Consider the following 21,297-nt stretch of genomic DNA (forward strand, 5'->3'; position numbering starts at 1 on the left):
GATCAGGGCGCCGGCGCCGACCAGGTGTCGGCGTTCCAGGTCGGTCCGGCCCAGCTGGGGTTGTACTGCACGTTCTGCACCTGGGCGGACGTGGCCAGCAGGGCCGGGTAGGCGAACAGCGGCACCGTGGCGATGTCCTCCCACAACGTGGTGTCGAGCTGCTCCAGCAGGCTGAGCTGCCGGTCCGGGTCGAGCTCCGAGTACAGCCGCTCCAGCAGCAGGTCGACGTTCTTGTTGCGGTAGCCGATGTAGTTCTGCGTGCCCTTGCTGACATAGATGCTGTATGTCTGGCTGAGCATGGCCGAGCTGGTCCAGGCGTACAGCGCCGCGTCGAAGTCGCCGCGCTTGAGCTCGGAGGAGAAGAACGTGTAGCTGCCCCCGTCCTCGATCTTGAAACCCGCCTTTTCGCAGGACTTCTTGATCAGCTTGACCTCGGTCTCCCGGCGCAGGTCGGGGGCCAGGTAGGCGATCCGGACCTTGGTGCCGGTCTTCTTGGTCTGCTTCAGGATCTGCCGGGCACCCTCCACGTCCACCTCTGCGAACGCCTGCCCACCGGTCGCCGCGGTCTGCTCGTAGCCCTCCTGGAAAGGTGTCCGGAACCGCGACTGCAGCACCTCGGCCTGCGGGTTCACCGGTTTGATGAGCTCGTCCAGGATCTGCTGGCGGGGAAGGCACTTGGCGAACGCCTGGCGCAGGGCCCGCGAGCGGAACTTGCCCTCGAAGTTGAAGTCCAGGTGTTCCCAGACGAACGAGTCGTGGTGCGAGACCCGCACCGCCTCCCCCGCCGCCCCCAGCGTCTTCAGCATCGCCTCGGTCGGGGTCGGGTCGATGACCTGCACCTCGCCGTCGATCAGGGCCTGGGCCTGCTCGTCCTCCGGGATCATCCGGATCACCACGTTGCGGGCCGCGGGCACGGTGCCCCACCACTTCGGGTTCGGCTCCAGGGTCAGCGCCTCGCCGGGTTTCCAGGAGGCCACCTGGTACGGGCCCGCACTGGGGGCCAGCGCGGTGTCGTAGCGGCCGTCGGTGAACACCCAGGCGGTGTTGTAGAACCGGCCGAGCTTCTGCATGGTGGCGCTCTTGCCCTGCTCGGCCGCGGCGATCACGTCCTTCACCCCCGAGCCCTTCTCGGCGATGTGCGCGGGAAGGATGGTGCCGGGGCCGAAAAGTGAGGTCCAGTCGGCGAAGACCCGGTCGAAGGTGACGGTGAAGCTGCGGTCGCCGTCGGCACACTCCGGCCGGGAGACGTCGGCCCAGGCGGCCGGGGTGAAGGCGGAGAACGCGGTGAGCTTGGTCCCGGTGTACTGGTCGCGCTTGCCGGTGGGCCACTTGCCCACGTTGGCGGCCCAGGCCAGTACCGCGTCGTCGCAGTCGAGGGGTTCACCGTCGGACCAGACCGCTTCTTCGGCGAAGGTGTACTGCACCGTCTGGGGGTTGCTGCTGACCTGCTCGAAGGAGCCGAAGTCGGTGTCGGGCACCCGCTCGCCGTCCGGCCCGAAGTACCAGAAGCCGCGCAGCACGTGGTTCAGCACCACGGCGTTGGCCGGGTTGGCCTGCTCGGCGACATTGTTGTTGTAGGAGGAGAACTCGCGGGCCGAGGCGTAGCTGATCGAGATCGGCGCAGTGGTGGGGGTGGCCGAGGCGCTGCCCCGTTCCCCGTCGGGTGTACGGGAGCTCTCGTCCGCCTCGTCGTCACCGCCCGAGCAGGCGGCGAGCGCCAGCACGACGGCGGCGAGCACCGCGATCCACGACCGGCCCGGCATCGAACGGCTCAAGCGGAGTTCCTTTCCCGAGCGACGTCTCACCGGGGGTACCCCCTCGACCATCCTGTCCAATAAATCCACTAGCGCCCAGATCCGCAAGGCAGGCGACTGCCTGTTACCGACCTGTGACGCTGCGATGACCAAAGGTACAGATCTGACCGCTGAGGCGGCACACCCGTCTGGAAGGTACGGTTGATCACTCCGGCAGGCTCAGGACGGAGGCGGACGATGGGCCGAAAATGGCATCCCGTGCGTCCTCCGGTCGAACGTTGCCCGATCCACAGCAAGAACATCTACCCCAGCTCGGCCGTGGCCGGCATCAAGGCCCGCGAGGTCGAGGCCAAGGAGGGGCTGGAGTCCGGCGCGATGGACACGTTCTACTGCGAGGACTCCAAGGGCTGGCACATCGGCCACCGGTCGATCCGGGCCCGCATCGAACGCAAGTGGTCGGTCTGAGGAGACAACCGGTGGACGTAGAACGGATCCGCTCGCACTTCCCCGCGCTGGCCGAGGGGGCGGCGCACTTCGACGGCGCCGGGGGCACCCAGACGGCCGACGTGGTGGGCGACGCGGTGCGCGACACGATGCTGTCGGCGATCTCCAACCGTTCCACCTTCACCCGGGCCGAGCAGCGCGCCGAACAGGTGGTCGCGCAGACCCGCGGGGCGCTGGCCGACCTGCTCGACGCCGATCCCGGCGGGGTGGTGTTCGGCCGCAGCATGACGGCGCTCACCTTCGAGTTCTCCCGGGCGCTGGCGAAGACCTGGCGGCCCGGCGACGAGGTGGTGCTCAGCCGGCTCGACCACGACGCGAACGTGCGGCCGTGGGTGATCGCGGCCGAGAACGCCGGGGCCACGGTGCGCTGGATCGACTTCGATCCGGAGACCGGCGAACTGGAGGACGTGTCGGCGCACCTGGGTGAGCGCACTCGCCTGGTCGCCGTCACGGGTGCGTCGAACCTGATCGGCACGCGGCCGGCGCTGCGGCCGATCGCCGATGCGGTGCACGCCGCCGGAGCCCTGTTCTACGTCGACGCCGTGCACCTGGCCGCCCATGCGCCGGTCTCGCTGGCCGAGTTCGGCGCCGACTTCCTGGCCTGCTCGCCCTACAAGTTCTTCGGTCCGCACTGCGGGGTGGTCGCGGCCGCCCCGGAACTGCTGGCCGAGCTGCACCCCGACAAGCTGGCCCCCTCGTCGGACGCGGTGCCGGAGCGGTTCGAGCTGGGCACGCTGCCGTACGAGCTGATGGCCGGCGTCACGGCGGCGATCGACTTCCTGGCCGGGCTGGAGCCGGAGGCGACCGGGAGCCGGCGGGAGCGGATCGTCACCTCGATGACGGCGGCGGCCGCGCACGAGGACGCCCTGCGGGCGAAGATCGAGGCCGGGCTGGCCGAGCTGAACGCCCTGAGCCCGCTCACGGTGTGGTCCCGGGCCGCCGAGCGCACCCCGACGCTCCTGGTCACCTTCGCCGAGCACGAGGCCGCCGACGCCTACCCGTTCCTGGCCGAGCGCGGCGTCAACGCCCCGGCCGGTTCGTTCTACGCCTACGAGACGGCCCGGCGGCTCGGCCTCGGCGCGGCCGGGGGCCTGCGCTTCGGCCTGTCCGCCTACAACAACGACGAGGACGTGGACCGGCTGCTGGCCGGCCTGCGCGAGTTCCTCAGCCGCTGACCCGCCGTAGGTACCACTGCAGGCCGCCCATCGCCGCGTCGAGCCCGGCGGTGGCCACGACCAGCGAACGTCCCACTCCCCGGGCTGCCGGGGCAGCACCGCCAGACAGGTGAGGACCCAGGCGGAGTTGACTGCGGCAGACCGGCCGAGCGCGGTCGGCGTCGGGTTCCGGGCGGCCGCCGCCAGCAGCGCCGAGCTGGCCAGAAGCGCCCCGGTCACCCAGGGCCGGGAACGCCCCGAGGGATCGACGAGCCGGTAGGCCGCGGGTGCGGCGGTCACTGCGGCCCCCGCGGCCAGACAGCCCAGTGAATCGAGATTCAGGACCAGTCGCCGCGGTTCCATCGGCCGGCTACCGCCGCAGCGAAGGGGCCTGGGCGCAGCGCAGTACCTCGAGGAACTCCTCGGGGTGCAGGTCCGAGTCGGCCAGCCGCGGCTTCTCCTGGCAGGCCTGCAGGCCGGCCAGGACGATCTCGAGCGAGCGCCGCCACAGGTCGGGGCGCACCGCGCGGCAGCCGTCCATCACCGGGCCGACCATCAGCGGGATCATGCCCAGGTCGTACGAGGTGATGCCGGGCCGCAGCACCCCGGCCGCGTGCCCGCGGGCGACGATCTGGTCGATCAACGGCAGCAGACGGGCCCGGCAGGTGGTCATCGTGTCGCTGGTGACGTTGAACATCAGGAACTCTTTCAGCCCCCGATTGCCGGCCTGGACCTCCAGCGACCGGGTCACGAACGTGACCAGGCCCTGCCACGCGTCCTCGACCTCCAGGGCACGCTCGGCCAGCTCGACCACCTGGTCCACGTCCTCGGCGAACAGGGCCTCGAGCAGGGAGTCCTTGTCGGGGAAGCGGCGGTAGACGGTGCCCACCGCCACGTCGGCCGCCTCGGCCAGCTGGTCGTGACTGACGCCGAGCCCCTGCTCGGCCAGCAGCGTGCGGGCAGCCGTGAGGATCCGCTGGCGGTTGCGTTCAGCGTCTTTCCGCAGCGGCCGGCACATGCGTCCCCGGTCCTCACCCATCGCCTGAGTGTACCTGCCGTGGCACTTTCGGGCGAGAAAAGTTGAGAACCCGTTTTAAAGTTGACAGGCCTCTCCACATGGGGGCTATGGTCGTACCGTTCTCGATGTCGAGAGCTTCCTCCACTTGGACTCGCGGCGAGCGACTGCCGGGCGGAACGCCCGAAGGGCCGCGGCCCTCCCAGACTTCCTTTCCACGAAATGGACCACCATGACGTCTGTAGACAGCGTCGGTCAGGTGCCGGCCGAATCCACGGCCGAGCAGCCTGCCGCCAGTGATCCCCGCCGGTGGTGGGCGCTCGCGGTGATCGCCGTCGCCCAGCTGATGGTCGTGCTCGACGCGTCCATCGTGAACATCGCCCTCCCCTCGGCCCAGGCCGACCTGAACATCAGCGACGCCAACCGGCAGTGGGTGCTCACCGCCTACGCCCTGGCCTTCGGCGCCCTGCTGCTGCTGGGTGGCCGCATCGCCGACTACACCGGCCGTAAGCGGATCTTCCTGATCGGCCTGATCGGCTTCGCCGGCGCCTCCGCCCTGGGCGGCGCCGCGGTGAACGACCTCATGCTCTTCGGCGCCCGTGGTCTGCAGGGCCTGTTCGCCGCCCTGCTCGCCCCCGCCGCCCTGTCGCTGCTGCAGGTCAGCTTCACCGACGCGAAGGAGCGCGCCCGCGCGTTCGGCGTCTACGGCGCGGTCTCCGGCACCGGTGCGGCCATCGGCCTGATCCTCGGTGGTGTGCTCACCGAGTACCTCAACTGGCGCTGGACGCTGCTGGTCAACGTGCCGATCGCGATCCTGGCCGCGGTGGCCGCGGTCAGCGTGGTGCGTGAGAGCAAGGCGCACGGCGACACCCGTTACGACGTGCCGGGTGCGGTGCTGGTCAGCGGTGGTCTGGCCGCCCTGGTCTACGGCTTCACCCAGGCCGCCGAGGCCGCCGACGGCTGGAGCGCCACCAGCACGATCACCTGGCTCGTGGTGTCGGCCGTGCTGCTGGTCGGCTTCGTGGTCTGGGAGACCCGCACCCACCACCCGCTGCTGCCGCTGCGCGTGGTGCTCGACCGCAACCGGGGCGCCGCCTTCGCCTCGTCGCTGCTGATCGGGGCCGGGCTGTTCGCCATGTTCCTGTTCCTGACCTACTACTTCCAGCAGAACCTGGGCTACAGCGCGATCAAGTCCGGCTTCGCCTTCCTCCCGTTCAGCGCAGGCATCATCGTTGCCGCCACAGTGGCCAGCAGCCTGATGCCGAAGGTCAACCCCCGGGTGCTGCTCGTGGTCGGCGGGGCGATGGCCACCGGTGGCCTGGCCCTGCTCACCCAGATCGAGGCCGACAGCAGCTGGCTCACCCTGGTCCTGCCCGCCGAGATCCTGATCAGCCTGGGCATGGGTCTGTACTTCGTGGTCTCGGCCAGCGTGGCCCTGGCCGGGGTCGAGGAGCACGACGCCGGTGTCGCCAGCGCCATGCTGAACACCTCGCAGCAGATCGGTGGGGCGCTCGGGATCGCGCTGCTGAACACGTTCTTCGCCAGCACGGTGACCGACTGGCTGGCCGAGCACATGGGCTCCGGCTCGCCCGAGCAGCTCGCCGCCCAGGCCTCGATCCAGGGCTACCACGTGGCGTTCTGGATCGGTGCCGGCTTCATCGGGGCGGCCACCTTGATCGTGCTGGCCCTGGTGAACGCCCGCAGCAAGGACCTGAGCACCGAGGGCATGGTTCACGCCGGCTGAGGTGACAGCCGGTCATCACAGGCCGGGGACGACGGTGAGCCCAGTGGAGGGACCTGGGCTCACCGGCGTCCTCAGTTCTTTTGCTCTTCGATCTCGGCGGTGAAGCTCAGCACCGCATCGGCCAGCGGGCCGGTGACCGGCCCGGAGAGCGCGTGTCCCATGCCGGGAACGGTTACCAGGCGGGCATTCCCGATCGTGTCGGCGATGTACCGGGCGTGCGGCGGCGGATTGATCGGGTCCTCCGGGGCCTCGACCACCAGCACCGGCACCTGTACGGCGGCCAGTTCCGGCCCGCGGTCCAGCCCGTCCTGAGCGGCCCGGGCGTGGGCGGTGGACGAGCGGTCGTGACCGGTGTGCTCGATGATCCGTCGTTCGAGGCGCTCGAACTCGGCCGGGTCGAACGAGAGCGCGCGCCCGTTCAGCATGCGCCAGTGATTCACCCGGAACGCCAGCTCCGCCTCGGGTCCGCGCTCGTCGCCCAGGTGTTCCCACAGCTCGAGCAGCTCCGGCTGCGGCCCGGGCAGACCGGCGCTCTCGTCCAGCCAGGCCCCCAGCGCGGCAGTGGCGAAAACGGTGGCGCTGAGTAGCCTTTCCGGATGCTCGAGCAGGAGCACCTGCACCAGGGTGCCACCCAGCGACATGCCGACCACGTGCGCCCGGTCGATGCCCAGCCCGTCCATCAGCTTCACCACGTCGGCGGCCAGATCGGTCAGCGGGTAGGGGTGCTCGTCGAAAGCCCAGGTGGAACGGCCGGTGTCACGATGGTCGTAGCGGATCACCCGATGCCGGGCGGCCAGCCGCGCGACGAGCTCGTCCGGCCAGGTCACCCCGCTCGCGTTCGCACCCATCACGAGCACCAGCGCAGAACCCGCACCCTGCTCCTCGGCCCACAGCGTGTAGTCCGGACTCACCGGCACCTGATGCTCCATGGGCCGTCACGCTAACAACCCCACTGCTCACCGGCTCGGATTTATTATCTGAAACGCACCGGCCCCGACTGCCACGATGGCCCGATGACCAATGAGGATCTCAAGGCCGACCTGCACAACTACCTGAAAGAGGGGCGCACCGCGCTGCTCTGGAAGCTCGAGGGCCTGTCGGAGTACGACCTGCGGCGCCCGCTGGTCCCGACCGGCACCAACCTGCTCGGGCTGGTGAAACACACGTCCAACACCGAAGCCGGCTATTTCGGCTCGGTGTTCGGGCGGCCCTGCCCCGCCGAGCAGTTCCCCTGGGGCGCCGAGGACGAGTCCGACGACCCGAACATCGACATGTACGCCGCCGAGGACGAGACTCCGCAGCAGGTCCTCGAGCGCTACCGCCAGGTGTGCGAGCACGCCGACGCCACCATCGAGGCCCTTCCCCTGGACGCACCCGGCACGGTGCCGTGGTGGCGGGGCGAGCGCAGTCAGGTCACCCTGCACCGCATCCTCACCCACATGATCGCCGAACTGCACCGGCACGCGGGCCACGCCGACATCGTCCGCGAACTGATCGACGGCGAGGCCGGGCACCGGCCCGAGAGCTCCAACCTGCCGGACAACGACTGGTCGGCCTATCGGGAGCAGCTGGAGGCCCTCGCCCTGCGGTTCCGCGAGCAGCCGGCCTGATCTCACTGGCTGAACCAACAGTGGACGGTTCTGGGCACCGATCGGTGCCCAGAACCGTCCACTGTCGGTTGCCTTTCAGCTCTGGGTGGTCACGCTCAGCGGCCACCACGACGGGAGCATCTGAACGTAGACGCTCAGGAAGTCGTCCACCGACAGGTCCGGGCGCTCCAGCCAGCCCGCGATCGCCCCGACCGTGCCGTCGGCGACCAGCCGGGCCGCGATGTCGGCCGCCGCGTCGTCGGGCACCCCGGCCACCGGCATCTCGATCCGTACCCGGGCCAGGTCGAGCAGGATCCGGCTGGACTCGAGGAAGTGCGAGCCGAGCATCGAGCGCAGGCCCACCTCGGAGGTGTAGGCCAGGTCGCGCCGGTAGATCGCGATGTGGTCCTCGATGTGCCGCATCACGCCCTGGGTGACCTCGGTGGCCACCACGGCCAGGTCGGCCCCGGTCTCGGCCAGCAGCGGCTCGCGCAGGGCGTCGAGATCCACCAGCAGGGCCTGACGCAGCAGGTCGTCGGGCGACGAGGCGTGCTCGTAGAAGGTGGATCGGTGCACCCCCGCCTCCCGGGCCAGCTCGGACACGCTGACCTGGGAGACCGGTCGTTCCTCGGCCAGCCGGAGCACGGCCTGGTGCAACCGCTCCCGACTCCGGCGCTGCCGTGCGTCCATTCGAGACCCTCCCGGGATTGTTTCCCGACACTTGTCGGTTATCTTGATGTCAACAGAACACATTGCCAAGGGCGGACGATCTCCCGACTGACCGTTCTCCCCCGGCTCGTCAGGACGGAGAACCATCATGGCCACTTACGACGTAGCGGGTCGTTCGGCGATCGTCACCGGCGCGGGCGCCGGGATCGGCCGCGCCATCGCACTGCTGCTGGCGGCGAACGGGGCGAGCGTCATCGTCTCGGACATCAAGCCGGACGACGCCGACCAGGTCGTCAAGGAGATCGCGGCGGCCGGCGGCACCGCCCGCGCCTTCGCCGGTGACGTGAGCGACCGGGACGTGAACTTCGCCCTGGTCGAGGCCGCGCAGGAACTGGCGCCGCTGGGCATCGCGGTGAACAACGCCGGGATCGGCGGGCCCAGCGCCCCGGTGGCCGAGTACACCCCGGAAGCCTGGAAGCGCGTCCTGGACATCAACCTGAACGGCATCTTCCACGGCCTGCAGGCCCAGGTGCCGGCCATGCTGGCGAACGGCGGCGGCTCGATCGTCAACATGGCCTCCATGCTCGGCTCGGTCGGCATCGCCGGTAACGCCGCCTACGTGACCACTAAGCACGCGCTGCTCGGCCTGACCAAGAACACCGCCCTGGAGTACTCCGGCCAGGGCATCCGGGTCAACGCCGTGGGCCCGGGGTTCATCAGCACCCCGGCGGTGGACGCCAGCCTGACCCCCGAGACCCAGCAGTACCTGGCCGGCGAGCACGCCCTGAAGCGTCTCGGCCGGCCGGAAGAGGTCGCCCACCTCGTCGCCTTCCTGGCCTCGGACGCCGCCAGCTTCGTCACGGGTAGCTTCCACCTCGTCGACGGTGGATACACGGCGCACTGAGCACATTTTGCACGACCGGGGAATCTCCGGCCCAATCGCCGGGCCGGACCTTCCCCGGTCCAGCCGGTTCTTAGCCCAGCGTTAGGCCTTTTGGCTCATCGCACTTAGCGTCTCTGCTCCTAGGGTCGGCGACCGTGACCCGTCGGAACAAGCGCATCGCCGGATTCCTGGCCGCCATCGCCCTGGCCGTGGCCGGGCTCGGCTACGTGGGTCTGCGCACCCAGAGCCCCTCCGCCAGTGCGGCCGAAGCCGGCCTGCTCCGTGTGCAGCAACCAGGTACGTCAGCCACCGCCTCGCCCACCCCGGTTCCCGCCGACGCGGCGGCGAAGCGGCTGGCCGAGAAGGTGGCCCGCACCAAGAAGGTGCTCACCGCGCGGGCGAACAAGGCCCGGGCGACGAAGCCGAAACCGGCCCCCACCACCACACCCACCACGGCACCGACCAGCCCGGCCCCGACCGCGCCCGGCACGGCCAAGAAGGGCGCGGCCACCTGGAACCAGGACGGCATCAGCGCCTCGCTCAAGGACTCGGGCGTGAGCTGGTTCTACAACTGGGCCCCGGACCCGCAGGGCATCCCGGCCCCGGCCGGCGTCGAGTTCGTGCCGATGATCTGGGGCGCCGACGCGGTGAACGAGAGCACCCTGGCCACCGCCAAGAGCAACGGCGACACCCTGCTCGGCTTCAACGAGCCGGATCTGGGCGAGCAGTCGAACATGACGGTCGAACGCGCCCTGGAACTGTGGCCCCAGCTGCAGAAAACCGGCCTGCGGCTGGGCAGCCCGGCCGTCGCCTGGGGTGCCGACCAGAACGGGCAGTGGCTCGACCGGTTCATGAAGGGCGCCGACAGCAAGGGCTACAAGGTCGACTTCATCACGCTGCACTGGTACGGCTCGGACTTCAACCCGAAGAACGCCACCCAGCAGCTGAAGTCTTACGTCGAAGCCACCTACGCCAAGTACCGCAAGCCGATCTGGCTGACGGAGTACTCGCTGATGAACTTCGGCAGCGGGCCCAAGTTCGCCTCCCCCGCCGACCAGGCCGAGTTCGTGCGGCTCTCCACCGAGATGCTCGAGAGCCTGGACTACGTCGAGCACTACTCCTGGTTCGCCTTCCCCACCTCGAAGAACGGCCAGGACGAGACCGGCCTGTACCGTCCGGGCGGAGCGATCACCGAGCCCGGCAAGGCCTACCGCTCAGCCGGCTCCTGATCCCGCCTCCACCGACTGCCGGCCCGGCGAGGCTTCCCCTGAAGTTGCCTCGCCGGGCCGGTGACCGAGTACGGCCGCCGCTCTTCGCAGTCAGCTCCACAGGCCCACCACCGAACGGAAGTCGTCGACGATCGGCGACACCACCTCGTCCATAATTTTCTGGATCTCGAGACTGGAAGGGGTGCCGGACTCCTCGCTCCAGGCGACGAGTACCTCCAGCCCGTGAGCCAATTCGGGCCTCACCTGGCTCCAGACCCGGGCCGCGGTCCCACGATCGGTGGTCCAGATCCCGTCGTGCACGCTGACCAGCCCGGACAGCGCCAGCAACGTCTTACGAGCCATCTTCCTGGCCAGCCCCTGAGTTTCGCCGCGCTGCAGAGCTTCACGCCAGGCCTCGGCCCGCCTGGCGATGTCGCCGTTGAAACCCCGCGCGGCCAGGGCATCGGCCTTAAAAGCCGGCCAGCCGGCGCTGAGGTCGGGCCCCGCCAAGAGCACGCAGTAGTGCCGCAGAAAGACCCGGTTCCCGTACGCCTCGTCCCCCTCCCCCAGCAGATCTTCGGGCGACGACACACTGACTTCGACGGCGCGCACCAACCCGGGCGGCGCATCTCTCAGCACGGGACCGGGCCCGACACTCAGCAGATCCAGATCCGAGACACCCGGCCGCGCCTGCCCAGTGGCCACCGAGCCGTACAGATACAGCGTCCCCTCGGTCATGCTCGCGGTGATCGCGCGAAGGGTGGGCTCGAAGATCGCCGGCACCCGCTCCCGGGCCACCCCGGTCACGATCGTCCCGTCGACCCCGATGCCCTCGTCCGGATCCAGCACTCCACCACTCCTCGTCGACCAGAGCCTGATGCCTACAGCCCGCACGGCTTTGCCTGCTCTCAGCCGCCCGGGCAGTCGCTGCTGTCACCACCGGACCGACAGACTGCGACCGGATAAGGGGGCGGCGCCGACTCCGAACGGGGCAGGGGAGTCAGATCATCGGGACAGTGGATGCGCTCTGCTTCGCCTCGATAGTGCGTGAACTTCAAGCGGTAACAGGCATCCCAAGCATCCTGGTGCCGGCGCAAGCCAAAGGTGGGACTGTCCAGGGCATCCTGGTGATGGTGAATCACCAGCTCGGCCATCCAGTCCAACAGATCGCTGGGCTCGAGGTCCTCGGCCCGCAGCACCGCCCACTGCCCCTGCGGCTCCTGCTGGTCGAGCACCGCATTCAGCAGGCCGGCCGCCGACCTCTGCCGGGGATAGCTCACCGCATCCGCCATCCGCTGGGCCGACTCATCCAGAGCCCGGTCCCCCTCAGGCCGCCCGAGCCACCACATCGTCACGGACACCACCGCAGCCACGAGCACGACAGCCACAGCCCACTTCCGTTTCCGCACTCGGCCCTCCTGGGATCGCCGCATCACGTGCCGATCGAACCACTCAGGGAGACGCCACACAGCCGTCTCTCATCCTTTCGGACAGAGTCGGGTGTGCCGCTGCCGGAGCCTTATCCACAGCAGAGCCAAGAGTTTAATGTGTACACATGGGACATTGAGTACCGTTTGTACATGATCGAGGTACCCCGCCTTTCCATCCGGGCCGTGCGCGAGCGCCTGGCCGATGTCGTTGACGAGGCGGAGCGGGACCGGCCGACGATCATCCTGCGTCGCGGCCGACCGGTGGCTGCGGTCGTTCCCCTCGAAGTTCTGCAACGCTTCGCCGAACTGGAGGAACGCGAGATCAACCGGATCATCGACGAGCGCGCTCAGGCACACACCGCGAACAGCGCGAATCCGGTCCCACTCGAAGACGTCCTGCGTGAGACGGTTTCGCGTGAGCGATGATTACCGGGTCCTGATAGCCCCGGATGCCCGCCGGGAGATCCGAGCGCTGCCTCGCCCGGCGGCTCTGCGAATCCTGCGAAAGCTGCTCGACACCGAGACCGATCCCCGCGGCTTCCGACCTGCCCCGCCCGGAAAGGGCCCGGTCTCGCTCATTTCTCACCCTGAGCACTATGCCCTGCAGGTCGGTGACCACCAGGTGCTCTACACGATCGAAGGCCTGCAGGTGATCGTCTGGGCCCTGATCGCCGCCATCGCGTAGGCACAACAGAAAGGGATGCCGATCAGTCAAGCGCTGGTCGGCATCCCTTTTCTGTCAGGTGTCAGACGTTGAAGCGGAACTCGACCACGTCGCCGTCCTGCATGACGTAGTCCTTGCCCTCCATCCGCACCTTGCCCTTGGCCTTGGCCTCGACCATCGAACCGGCCTCGATCAGGTCGTCGAAGCTGACGATCTCGGCCTTGATGAAGCCGCGCTGGAAGTCGGTGTGGATGACGCCGGCGGCCTGCGGGGCGGTCCAGCCCTGGCGGATCGTCCAGGCGCGGGACTCCTTCGGGCCGGCCGTGAGGTACGTCTGCAGGCCGAGGGTGTGGAAGCCGACCTTGGCCAGCTGGTCCATGCCGGACTCGTTCTGCCCCACGCTGGCCAGCAGCTCGGCGGCCTCCTCCTCGTCCAGCTCGATCAGCTCGGACTCCAGCTTGGCGTTGAGGAAGATCGCGTCCGCGGGGGCGACCAGGTCACGCATCTTGGTCTGCAGCGCCTCGTCGGACAGGCCGTCCTCGTCCACGTTGAACACGTAGATGAAGGGCTTGCTGGTCATCAGGGTGAGCTCGCGCAGGTGCTCCATCTCGATGCCGGCCTTCGCGGCGCCCTTGGCCAGCGTGGTGCCCTCTTCGAGCAGTTTCTGCGCGGCGACGGCCGCGTCGAGCACCGCCTTGTCGGCCTTCTTGCCCTTGACCTCTTTCTCGAGGCGGGGAATGGCCTTCTCGAGCGTCTGCAGGTCGGCCAGCATCAGCTCGGTGTGGATCACCTCGATGTCGTCGGCGGGGTCGACCCGGCCGGCCACGTGCACCACGTCGTCGTCGACGAACGCGCGCACCACCTGGCAGATCGCGTCGGCCTCGCGGATGTTGGCGAGGAACTTGTTGCCCAGGCCCTCACCCTCGCTGGCGCCCTTGACGATGCCCGCGATGTCGACGAACGACACCGTGGCCGGGATCTGCTTCTCGCTGCCGAACACCCCGGCCAGCTTGCCGAGCCGCTCGTCGGGCAGCGGGACGACGCCGACGTTGGGCTCGATCGTGGCGAACGGGTAGTTCGCCGCGAGCACCTCCGCCTTGGTGAGGGCGTTGAAGAGCGTCGACTTGCCGACGTTCGGGAGACCGACGATGCCGATGGTGAGTGCCACGCGCCCAGGTTACTGGCCAGCGCGAGGAGTCCCGAATTGCGGACGTCGGTGGGCACCGGCGGCGGTCGGGCGCCGGTGCGCGGGTGTCCGACAGACAGCAATTGTGGACGTCGGTGGGCAAGGAGGGCGGGATCCGGCGGCACCGGGCATCAAGACTGTCGGTGCCACCTGACATCGTGAACGTATGACGACTTCGGTGGGCTTCCTGCTCGGCCTGATCCTGGGCCTGGCCCTGGCCACGGCCGGGGCGCTGGCGGCCTTCCGCCCGCTGCTGCAGGCCCGTCAGGCCGGGCTCGAGGCCGAGCGTGACCTGCTGCGCGAGCGCATCACCGATCTGGAGGCCGCCGCCGGGCAGGATCACGAGCTGGTGGCCACGCTGTCCCCGCTGGCCGCCACCCTGCAACGGGTCGAGAAGCAGGTGCAGACGCTGGAGCGTGACCGGGTGGAGCAGTTCTCCCGGCTCGACGAGCACCTCAGCGCCGTGCACGCCTCCGGCGAGTCGCTCCGCGCCCAGACCGCCGCGCTCGCCGGGGCTCTGCGCTCCCCCACCTCTCGCGGCGCCTGGGGCGAGGTGCAGCTGCGCCGTGTGGTCGAGCACGCCGGCATGCTCCCCCGGGTCGACTTCCTCACCCAGGCCTCGGGCACCACCCCCGACGGCGCCGGCGTCCGCCCCGACCTCCTGGTCAACCTGCCCGGCGGCAAGTACGTCGTGGTCGACGCCAAGGCCCCGCTCGCCGCCTTCCTCGAAGCCAGCGAGAAGGGCGAGGCCGCACTCACCGCCGCAGCCGGGGCTCACGCCAAGGCCCTGCGCGCCCACGTCGACTCCCTGGCCGCCAAGGAGTACTGGACGGCCTTCCAGCCCACCCCCCAGCTGGTGATCTGCTTCGTGCCGGGCGAGGCCTTCCTCGCCGCCGCCTGCACCGCCGACCCCAGCCTGCTCGAGCACGCCATGGCCCGGCGCGTCGTCCTGGCCACCCCCACCACCCTCCTCGCCCTGCTCCGCACCATCGCCCTCACCTGGCAGTCCGAGGCCGTCAGCGGCAACGCCCGGCACCTGCTGGAGATCGGCACCGAGCTCTACCGCCGCCTGGCCGGCCTCGGCGAGCACGCCGGCAAACTCGGCCGCGACCTGCACCGGGTGGTCGAGGACTACAACGCCCTGGTCGGCGCCCTCGAGCGCCGGGTCCTGGTCACCGCCCGCAAGATGCAGGACCTCGACCTGGTCGACCACGACATCCCCGCCCTGGCCCCCCTCGAGTCCAGCCCCCGCCCCCTCACCGCCGAAGAGCTCATCACCGGCCCACCTAGCACAGCCCCCGACACGCTGGACCTGGTAACTCGCCACGGCCGAAGAGAACTCCGCCCCGAACAACCCACCTTCAGCCCGGAAAGCCCACTGGACCACCGGCCACACTGACCCCCAGTACAAGCCGCAGCCCAGGAAAGCCCAGTCAGCAAGCGACCAAGCCGCACATCACCCGCACGTTCGATCAGCCGCACACACGGTCGCCCACCACCCGGCCGCTCGTACACTCGGTCGGCCGCCTGCTCGCTCGGCCGCCCCGTTCGGTCGGCCGCGCACTCAGGCGGCCCCACGCTCGGTTGGCCGCACTCTCGCTCAGCCGCCCAGCTCGCTCAGCCGCCCAGCTCGCTCAGCCGCCCAGCTCGGTCAGCCGCCCAGCTCGGTCAGCCGCACACTCGTGCGGGCCGCCTGCTCAGCCGCCCGCACATTCGATCGGCCGCCCGCGCACTCGGCCGCCCCCTCAGGCCCCCGCACCCTAGGTCGCCGCCGTGCTCTCGGTCGGCGGGACGTCGGTTGGCCGCACGTTTCGTCGGCCGGATGCTCAGTTGGCCGCATTCAGTCGGCCTCCCCCTCAGGCACCCGCACGTTCGATCAACCGCACACATGGTCGCCCACCACTCGGCAGCTCGCCCGCTCGGCAGCTCGGCCACTCGGCCACTCGCCCACTCGCCCACTCGCCAGCTCGACCGCTCGACCGCTCGACCGCTCGACAGCTCGACAGCTCGCCCACTCGGCAGCTCGGCAGCTCGGCAGCTCGGCACTCGGCAGCTCGCCCATTCGGCAGCTCACCTACTCGGTCGGCCGCCTGCTCACTAGACCGCCCCCTCAGACGCCTGCGCGTTCGATCGGCCGCAGGGCACGCTCAGGCACCCGCACCCTAGGTCGCCGCTGTTCGCCGCACTGCCTTGATCGGCCGACCCCCGATCGCCCACTGCCTGCCAGGGCCACCCGAACCCGCCGGCCGCAGCACATCCCGACCAGACCGATCCAACAGGCTCACCGGCACAGTCCCGTTCAAGGGCATGGTGGTAAGTCGCTGCCGTAGCGAGGAGGTGCCGGTGGTCGTCTGGCAAGCCGTTCGGAAGCCCGCGTAGCGGTGTTGTTCTACGCGTCCTCCCGAACGGCGCAGTCCAGACGGCCACCGGGTGCCCCGCAGTTGGCATGGGCTCACGGAACATGACCTAGCTAGTAGCCGACGCTCTTCAGCGCGTGGCTGATCTCCTTCTCCCGGAAACCTTCGTAGTCCAGCTGGGTGCGCAGTTCGTCGCGTGAGAAGGACGTCAGCTCGAGGTAGCTCGCGGCGGATTCGGCGGCCTCCTTGTTCCACAGCTTTGCACTGCCCACCTGATCGATCGCGAAACCGGTCTGCCCGGCTGTGAATCCCTCGAACTTGAGCTGCTTGGCCAGGCCCTTCTCGGAGAATGCGCCGGTCTCGAGATAGCTTTCGGCCGACTCCGCGGCTTCGTCGTTCCACAGTCCGGGGCTTCCGGTCTCGGCTACGGCGAACTTGGCCTCCTTGGCCGAGTAGCCCTCGAACTTGAGCTGCTTGATCAGGCCCTTCTTCGAGAAGGCGCCCGTGTCCAGGTAGCTTTCGGCCGATCCGACGGCGTTCTGCTGGCCGAGGCTCCATCGGGACTGCTCGGATTCTTCGGCGTCCTTCTGTTCGACGGTCGGCTCGTCGGAATCCTTGGGCTTCGATTTCTCAGCTGAGTCCGGGGCTCCGGCCGAAGCGGCGCCTGACTTGGAGGCGGCCGCGTCGTCACCGTCGCCCGAATCTGGCGTGGAGAGGGCGATCACGGTGCACACGACCGCGAAGACCCCCGGGAACAGGAACCGCTTCTTCTGGTACCAGGATCGCTTGTTCGGTGGGCGGGGAGGATTCTGCTGGGGCGGCGTGTAAGGGGCACCCTGCGCCTGCCCCCAAGGTTGTGGGTAGCCGCCCGGTTGATGGTCGGGCTGGTGGCTTGGTTGATGGCCCGGTGGATAGGCCGCCTGCTGGTAGCCGGGCTGCGGATATGAGGACTGTCGGTATCCAGCCGCCTGTCCGTAGCCAGACCCCGAGCCCTCGGGCTGAGCGTTATGGGGCTGCCGGTACCCGGTCTGCGGAGCAATGAACTGCCTGTAGCCGCCCGGCCCGTATCCACGTTGCGACCCGTCGGGCTGCACATCATCGGGCCGCCCGTAACCAGACTCCGAGCCGCCGGGCGTGTTATCGACCCGGGAATCAGGCTCCCATCCGGGCCGTTCGGCTGCCGGGATCGAGGCCCGGTCATCGGACTGCTGATAGTAAGACGGCCGGTAACCGGACTCCTGAGCATCAGGCTGTCCGTAGTGCGGCTCCGGGTATCCATTGGGCGGCTCATAGTCGGACCGGTAGTCAGGCTCCGAGTCGGGCCGCCCGTAACCCCATTCGTCATCGCGAGGCTGTTCATAGCCGGACTGCCCGTACTGAGCCCCCGCCGGCGGCACAGCATTCCCCTGCTTGTAGACCGCCTGGCGCTCCTGCTCATTGGGGCCGCCGTACCATTGACCAGGCGGCCGTTGCTGGTTCCGGTCGTCACCTGGGCGTGGGTTGGCATGCTTCACGGCGACCCCTCGAGGGAATTCTCAAAAGTGATGTCTCTTCGCCATCGCCGCGTCCACCCCCAGTGCTACACCGGTCACAGCTTTCATCCGTTCAGCGCGTAACACATTGGCCGTTCGGATGAATGCGCCTACAACGAACCCCAGTCCTTCGACACCCGCAGCAGGTGCTCGCGCACGGCCGCCAGGGGTTGCTGCGTCTCCTCGCCGGCCCGCCAGGCCAGATAGCCGGTGTTCAGGGGCAGCTCTTCTCCGCGATGCAGCATCTGGATGCTTCCGGCCTCCAGCGCCGGCCGGGCGATGTACCGGGGCAAGACGCTGATTCCCACGCCGGCCGCGACCGCCGCCAGCACGGCCCGAAGGTCCGGCACGGTGAGGGCGACGCGGTTGGGCGGACGCTGGCCGAAAAGGGTTCGCCAGTAACGCCGCACGATCGGCAGATCGTCTGCGTAGGCGACCAGGGGCAGGTGGGCCAGGGCGGCCACGGGGCGGGTCTGCAGTTCGGCCGGGTCGATCGACCGGGCCTGGGAGGCCGTGCCCACCAGCAGGAACTCCTCGTCGAAGAGCGGGACGGCGGCGAGGCCGGGCCGCTTGGGCCGGACGGCCGAGACCACGAGGTCCAGTTCCTGTTCGGCCAGGGCGGTGAGCAGGTGCTCGGCCTGCCCGAGGGTGATGTGCACCTGCAGACCGGCGCCGAGCAGCGGAGCCAAGGAGGGCAGGACCCGTAGAGCCATGATCTCGGCCGGGCCGCCCAGGCGAAGCGACCCGACGACCTCGGACGGCTCGACGGCCTCGGGGCGCAGGACTTCGCGTAGACGCCCGAGGGGTTCACCCACCTGCGCGGCCAGGCGCTCGGCGGAGGCGGTGGGCCGGGTGCCGCGGCGGGACCGTTCGAACAGTTTCAGCCCGAGCCGGGTCTCCAGCCGGGCGATGCGATCGGTCAGCGCGGGCTGGGAGACCCCCAGGTCGGCGGCCGCCGCGGTGATCGAGCCGCGCTGGTAGACGCGCATGAAGGCTTCGAGCAAGTCAAGCTCCTGCATACCGCCAAGCATAGAAAAGCTGATGACCCGCCCGGATGATCACGGGGCGCCGTGAGCCTTGTCCCGGTACGAATGACCCAGACCCACCGACGACGAAGGAGCACCGCAACCGTGGCCAAGATTCTGATGGTCCTCAGCGCGGCCGACAGCCTGACGCTGGCCGACGGCACCGCCCACCCGACCGGCTACTGGGCCGAGGAGGTGGCGCGCTCGCACCAGGTGCTCACCGAGGCCGGCATCGCGGTGGACATCGCCACGCCGGGCGGTCAGGCGCCGACGGTCGACCCGGTGAGCCTGGACGAGCGAGGCGGGGTGAGCGAGCAGGACGCGGCGGAGTACCGGAAGTACCTGGCGGCGCTGGATCTTGACCAGCCGAAGGACCTGGCCCGGGTCTCCGGCCCCGACTACGACGGGGTGTACCTGCCCGGCGGCCACGCGCCGATGACCGATCTGGCCGACAACGCCGACCTGCGCCGCATCCTCGGCCGGGCCCTGCGCAAGGACCAGGTGGTGGCGACGCTGTGCCACGGTGCGGCCGGGTTGCTCAGCCTGCCCGCCGAGGACCTGAGCGAGCGCCGGATCACCGCCTTCACCGACGAGGAGGAGAACCAGGGCGGCCTGGGCGAGAGGTCCCCGTGGTTCCTGGCCGGCCGACTGGCCGAGCGTGGGGCCGCTCTGGAGACCGGGGCGGCCTGGAGCGACACCGTGGTGGTAGACGGAAAACTGATCACTGGGCAGAACCCGGCCTCCAGCGCGAGCACCGCCCAGGCCGTGGTCGAGGCGCTGAAGGACATCCCGAACGGCACTGCCCGCGATCTGCACGGCCCCGCGCACATCCAGCGCTACCGCCAGACCAAGGGCGAAGACGGCTACTTCTGGCGCTACGGCACCGAGATCCTGCTGCTGGACACGATCGGCAACAAGTCCGGCGAACCGCGCACGCACGCGCTGATCTTCCGCAAGTTCGGCGACGCGTACCTGGTGGTCGCCTCCAACGGCGGCACCGACGCCCCGCCCGCGTGGTTCCTCAACCTGCAGGCGCGGCCCGACGTCCGGATCCAGGTGAAGGACAAGCTGATCCCGGTCCGCGCCCGGGTGGCCACGGCCGAGGAGAAGCCCGCGATGTGGGCCGAGATGACCGACGCCTGGCCGGACTACGACGACTACCAGGCCCGCACCGACCGTGAGATCCCGGTCGTGGTGCTGGAGCCCACGGGCGAGGCCGAGCCGGCCTGACCCGAACCCATCTGAGACGCAAGGCGAACCGACGCGCCGTCGGTGCCCAAGAGCGTCTTCAAACAAGGGACGCCCGTGGTGGCCACCCACACCAAGGTGGCCACCCCGGGTGTCTGGGTTCTCAGGCGACCATGCCGTGCGGGTCGATCACGAACTTCTTCGCCGCCCCCTGGTCGAAATCGGCGTAGCCCTGCGGGGCTTCGTCGAGCGAGATGACGGTGGCGTTGACCGCCTTGGCGATCTGCACGCGGTCGTTCAGGATCGCCTGCATCAGCCCGTAGTTGTACTTCATCACCGGGCACTGACCGGTGACGAACGAGAGCGACTTGGCCCAGCCGGTACCGAGACTCAGCGACAACGAGCCGACTTTCGCCGCCTCGTCGATACCACCCGGATCGCCGGTGACGTAGAGCCCGGGGATGCCCAGCGCGCCGCCGGCTGCGGTGATCTCCATCAGTGAGTTCAGCACCGTGGCCGGAGCTTCCTGAGCGGCGCCCTCGCCGTGCCCTCGAGCCTCGAAACCGACTGCGTCCACTCCGCAGTCGACCTCCGGCACCCCGAGGATCTGCAGAATCTGCTCCTTCGGGTCGCCCTTGGACACGTCGACCACTTCGCAGCCGAAACTCTTCGCCTGCGCCAGCCTTTCGGGCACCAGATCACCCACGATGACCACCGCGGCACCGAGCAACTGGGCTCCGGCCGCCGCCGCCAGACCGACCGGACCGGCCCCCGCGACGTACACCGTGGAGCCCGGTTTCACGCCCGCCGAGACCGCCCCGTGGAAACCGGTGGGGAAGATGTCGGACAGCATGGTGAGGTCGGTGAGCTTGGCCAGCGCCTGGTCCTTGTCGGGGAACCGCAGAAGGTTGAAGTCGGCGTACGGCACCATCACGTACTCGGCCTGACCACCGACCCAGCCGCCCATGTCCACGTACCCGTAGGCGGCACCGGGCCGGGCCGGGTTCACCGTGAGGCAGATCCCGGTCTTGCCCTCCTTGCAGTTGCGGCACCGGCCGCAGGCGATGTTGAACGGCACCGAGCACAGGTCGCCGACCTTCACGAACTCCACGTCGGAGCCGACTTCCACGACCTCACCGAGGATCTCGTGGCCGAGCACGAGATTCGCCGGGGCGGTGGTGCGGCCGCGGACCATGTGCTGGTCGCTGCCGCAGATGTTGGTGGTGGCGACCTTGAGAATGACGCCGTGGTTGCACTTCCGGCCGATGTTGTCCGGATGCACCCCCGGCCCGTCCTGCAGTTCCAGCTTGGGGTAACTGATCTCCTGGACCTCGACCTGGCCGGGGCCCATGTACGCAACGCCTCTGTTGCCTGCCATCAGCGATCAACCTCTTT

21 protein-coding genes and 1 pseudogene are annotated in these 21,297 nt (G+C 69.3%); 12 read left to right on the plus strand and 10 right to left on the minus strand.

Annotated features, from left to right (window positions below; genetic code table 11):
- Positions 1-2: 2 nt before the first annotated feature.
- Entirely contained in the window at positions 3-1,775 is a 1,773-nt protein-coding gene (locus LWF15_RS05630) for an ABC transporter family substrate-binding protein (protein ID WP_232809287.1), read from the minus strand.
- Between the two features lie 237 nt (positions 1,776-2,012).
- Between LWF15_RS05630 and LWF15_RS37320 the strand changes: the two genes are divergently transcribed.
- The 3 genes from LWF15_RS37320 (at position 2,013) to LWF15_RS36025 (ending at position 3,692) form a co-directional block, all read left to right on the plus strand.
- Positions 2,013-2,219 (plus strand): hypothetical protein, encoded by a 207-nt coding sequence (locus tag LWF15_RS37320; RefSeq protein WP_232809288.1) that lies wholly within the window; start codon positions 2,013-2,015, stop codon positions 2,217-2,219.
- 11 nt (positions 2,220-2,230) lie between these two features.
- The gene (locus LWF15_RS05640) at positions 2,231-3,433 is read left to right on the plus strand and encodes a cysteine desulfurase-like protein (protein ID WP_232809289.1); all 1,203 of its coding nucleotides are present in this window, start codon (positions 2,231-2,233) and stop codon (positions 3,431-3,433) included.
- A gap of 127 nt (positions 3,434-3,560) precedes the next feature.
- Positions 3,561-3,692, plus strand: a complete 132-nt coding sequence (locus tag LWF15_RS36025; RefSeq protein ID WP_269809598.1) for a hypothetical protein — start codon at positions 3,561-3,563, stop codon at positions 3,690-3,692.
- Between the two features lie 90 nt (positions 3,693-3,782).
- On the opposite strand, the gene LWF15_RS05645 is transcribed toward LWF15_RS36025, so the two are convergent.
- Positions 3,783-4,451 carry a TetR/AcrR family transcriptional regulator gene (locus tag LWF15_RS05645; protein ID WP_232809290.1) on the minus strand — a complete coding sequence of 223 codons (669 nt, stop codon included), beginning with the start codon at positions 4,449-4,451 and terminating at the stop codon, positions 3,783-3,785.
- Between the two features lie 208 nt (positions 4,452-4,659).
- On the opposite strand from LWF15_RS05645, the gene LWF15_RS05650 reads away from it, so the two are divergent.
- Positions 4,660-6,171: an MFS transporter gene (locus LWF15_RS05650; RefSeq protein WP_232809291.1), complete on the plus strand. Its 1,512-nt coding sequence runs from the start codon at positions 4,660-4,662 to the stop codon at positions 6,169-6,171.
- Positions 6,172-6,242: 71 nt separating this feature from the next.
- Here the strand turns inward: LWF15_RS05650 and LWF15_RS05655 are convergent, their stop codons facing one another.
- The gene (locus tag LWF15_RS05655; RefSeq protein WP_232809292.1) at positions 6,243-7,100 is read right to left on the minus strand and encodes an alpha/beta fold hydrolase; all 858 of its coding nucleotides are present in this window, start codon (positions 7,098-7,100) and stop codon (positions 6,243-6,245) included.
- Positions 7,101-7,184: 84 nt separating this feature from the next.
- On the opposite strand from LWF15_RS05655, the gene LWF15_RS05660 reads away from it, so the two are divergent.
- Entirely contained in the window at positions 7,185-7,781 is a 597-nt protein-coding gene (locus LWF15_RS05660) for a DinB family protein (RefSeq protein WP_232809293.1), read from the plus strand.
- A 75-nt stretch (positions 7,782-7,856) separates the two neighbouring features.
- On the opposite strand, the gene LWF15_RS05665 is transcribed toward LWF15_RS05660, so the two are convergent.
- On the minus strand, positions 7,857-8,450 hold the full coding sequence (locus LWF15_RS05665) for a TetR/AcrR family transcriptional regulator (RefSeq protein ID WP_232809294.1): 594 nt from the start codon (positions 8,448-8,450) through the stop codon (positions 7,857-7,859).
- 127 nt (positions 8,451-8,577) lie between these two features.
- Here LWF15_RS05665 and LWF15_RS05670 point away from each other — a divergent pair, with 127 nt between their 5' ends.
- Positions 8,578-9,333 (plus strand): SDR family NAD(P)-dependent oxidoreductase, encoded by a 756-nt coding sequence (locus LWF15_RS05670; protein ID WP_232809295.1) that lies wholly within the window; start codon positions 8,578-8,580, stop codon positions 9,331-9,333.
- Between the two features lie 134 nt (positions 9,334-9,467).
- Entirely contained in the window at positions 9,468-10,541 is a 1,074-nt protein-coding gene (locus LWF15_RS05675; protein WP_232809296.1) for a glycoside hydrolase family protein, read from the plus strand.
- Between the two features lie 90 nt (positions 10,542-10,631).
- On the opposite strand, the gene LWF15_RS05680 is transcribed toward LWF15_RS05675, so the two are convergent.
- Both LWF15_RS05680 and LWF15_RS05685 read right to left on the minus strand, forming a co-directional pair.
- Positions 10,632-11,369, minus strand: coding sequence for a nucleotidyltransferase domain-containing protein (locus LWF15_RS05680; protein ID WP_232809297.1), 738 nt, complete (start codon positions 11,367-11,369; stop codon positions 10,632-10,634).
- A 59-nt stretch (positions 11,370-11,428) separates the two neighbouring features.
- Entirely contained in the window at positions 11,429-11,908 is a 480-nt protein-coding gene (locus tag LWF15_RS05685; RefSeq protein WP_232809298.1) for a hypothetical protein, read from the minus strand.
- A 192-nt stretch (positions 11,909-12,100) separates the two neighbouring features.
- Here LWF15_RS05685 and LWF15_RS05690 point away from each other — a divergent pair, with 192 nt between their 5' ends.
- Together LWF15_RS05690 and LWF15_RS05695 are read left to right on the plus strand one after the other, a co-directional pair.
- Positions 12,101-12,376: a type II toxin-antitoxin system Phd/YefM family antitoxin gene (locus LWF15_RS05690; protein WP_232809299.1), complete on the plus strand. Its 276-nt coding sequence runs from the start codon at positions 12,101-12,103 to the stop codon at positions 12,374-12,376.
- Complete coding sequence (locus LWF15_RS05695; protein ID WP_232809300.1) at positions 12,366-12,635, plus strand: type II toxin-antitoxin system RelE family toxin; 270 nt, start codon at positions 12,366-12,368, stop codon at positions 12,633-12,635. Before LWF15_RS05690 ends, LWF15_RS05695 begins: the two co-directional genes overlap by 11 nt.
- Before the next feature lie 61 nt (positions 12,636-12,696).
- Here the strand turns inward: LWF15_RS05695 and ychF are convergent, their stop codons facing one another.
- Positions 12,697-13,782 (minus strand): redox-regulated ATPase YchF, encoded by a 1,086-nt coding sequence (gene ychF, locus LWF15_RS05700; RefSeq protein WP_232809301.1) that lies wholly within the window; start codon positions 13,780-13,782, stop codon positions 12,697-12,699.
- 184 nt (positions 13,783-13,966) lie between these two features.
- Here ychF and LWF15_RS05705 point away from each other — a divergent pair, with 184 nt between their 5' ends.
- Entirely contained in the window at positions 13,967-15,199 is a 1,233-nt protein-coding gene (locus tag LWF15_RS05705) for a DNA recombination protein RmuC (RefSeq protein WP_232809302.1), read from the plus strand.
- A gap of 1,071 nt (positions 15,200-16,270) precedes the next feature.
- Here LWF15_RS05705 and LWF15_RS37325 read toward each other — a convergent pair.
- Entirely contained in the window at positions 16,271-17,671 is a 1,401-nt protein-coding gene (locus LWF15_RS37325; RefSeq protein ID WP_232809303.1) for an Ltp family lipoprotein, read from the minus strand.
- Positions 17,672-17,799: 128 nt separating this feature from the next.
- Positions 17,800-18,708, minus strand: coding sequence for a LysR family transcriptional regulator (locus LWF15_RS05715; protein ID WP_232809304.1), 909 nt, complete (start codon positions 18,706-18,708; stop codon positions 17,800-17,802).
- Positions 18,709-18,834: 126 nt separating this feature from the next.
- Between LWF15_RS05715 and LWF15_RS38065 the strand changes: the two are divergent.
- Together LWF15_RS38065 and LWF15_RS38070 are read left to right on the plus strand one after the other, a co-directional pair.
- Positions 18,835-19,476: pseudogene (locus LWF15_RS38065) on the plus strand (type 1 glutamine amidotransferase domain-containing protein); the annotation flags it as partial.
- Between the two features lie 24 nt (positions 19,477-19,500).
- Entirely contained in the window at positions 19,501-19,944 is a 444-nt protein-coding gene (locus LWF15_RS38070; protein ID WP_352396498.1) for a nitroreductase family deazaflavin-dependent oxidoreductase, read from the plus strand.
- A gap of 121 nt (positions 19,945-20,065) precedes the next feature.
- Here the strand turns inward: LWF15_RS38070 and fdhA are convergent, their stop codons facing one another.
- A complete protein-coding gene (gene fdhA, locus LWF15_RS05725) occupies positions 20,066-21,280 on the minus strand; it encodes a formaldehyde dehydrogenase, glutathione-independent (protein ID WP_232809306.1) in 1,215 nt (404 codons plus the stop codon).
- Positions 21,281-21,297 lie beyond the last annotated feature (17 nt).

Origin of the sequence: Kineosporia rhizophila, assembly GCF_021277265.1 — a bacterium.
GTDB classification, from domain to species: Bacteria; Actinomycetota; Actinomycetes; order Actinomycetales; family Kineosporiaceae; genus Kineosporia; species Kineosporia rhizophila.

Coding starts and splice junctions, on each gene's coding strand:
- LWF15_RS05645 (WP_232809290.1), bottom strand. CDS start 4,451: ATGGGTGAGGACCGGGGACGCATGTGCCGGCCGCTGCGGAAAGACGCT.
- LWF15_RS05650 (WP_232809291.1), top strand. CDS start 4,660: ATGACGTCTGTAGACAGCGTCGGTCAGGTGCCGGCCGAATCCACGGCC.
- LWF15_RS05655 (WP_232809292.1), bottom strand. CDS start 7,100: ATGGAGCATCAGGTGCCGGTGAGTCCGGACTACACGCTGTGGGCCGAG.
- LWF15_RS05660 (WP_232809293.1), top strand. CDS start 7,185: ATGACCAATGAGGATCTCAAGGCCGACCTGCACAACTACCTGAAAGAG.
- LWF15_RS05665 (WP_232809294.1), bottom strand. CDS start 8,450: ATGGACGCACGGCAGCGCCGGAGTCGGGAGCGGTTGCACCAGGCCGTG.
- LWF15_RS05670 (WP_232809295.1), top strand. CDS start 8,578: ATGGCCACTTACGACGTAGCGGGTCGTTCGGCGATCGTCACCGGCGCG.
- LWF15_RS05690 (WP_232809299.1), top strand. CDS start 12,101: ATGATCGAGGTACCCCGCCTTTCCATCCGGGCCGTGCGCGAGCGCCTG.
- LWF15_RS05705 (WP_232809302.1), top strand. CDS start 13,967: ATGACGACTTCGGTGGGCTTCCTGCTCGGCCTGATCCTGGGCCTGGCC.
- LWF15_RS05715 (WP_232809304.1), bottom strand. CDS start 18,708: ATGCAGGAGCTTGACTTGCTCGAAGCCTTCATGCGCGTCTACCAGCGC.
- fdhA (WP_232809306.1), bottom strand. CDS start 21,280: ATGGCAGGCAACAGAGGCGTTGCGTACATGGGCCCCGGCCAGGTCGAG.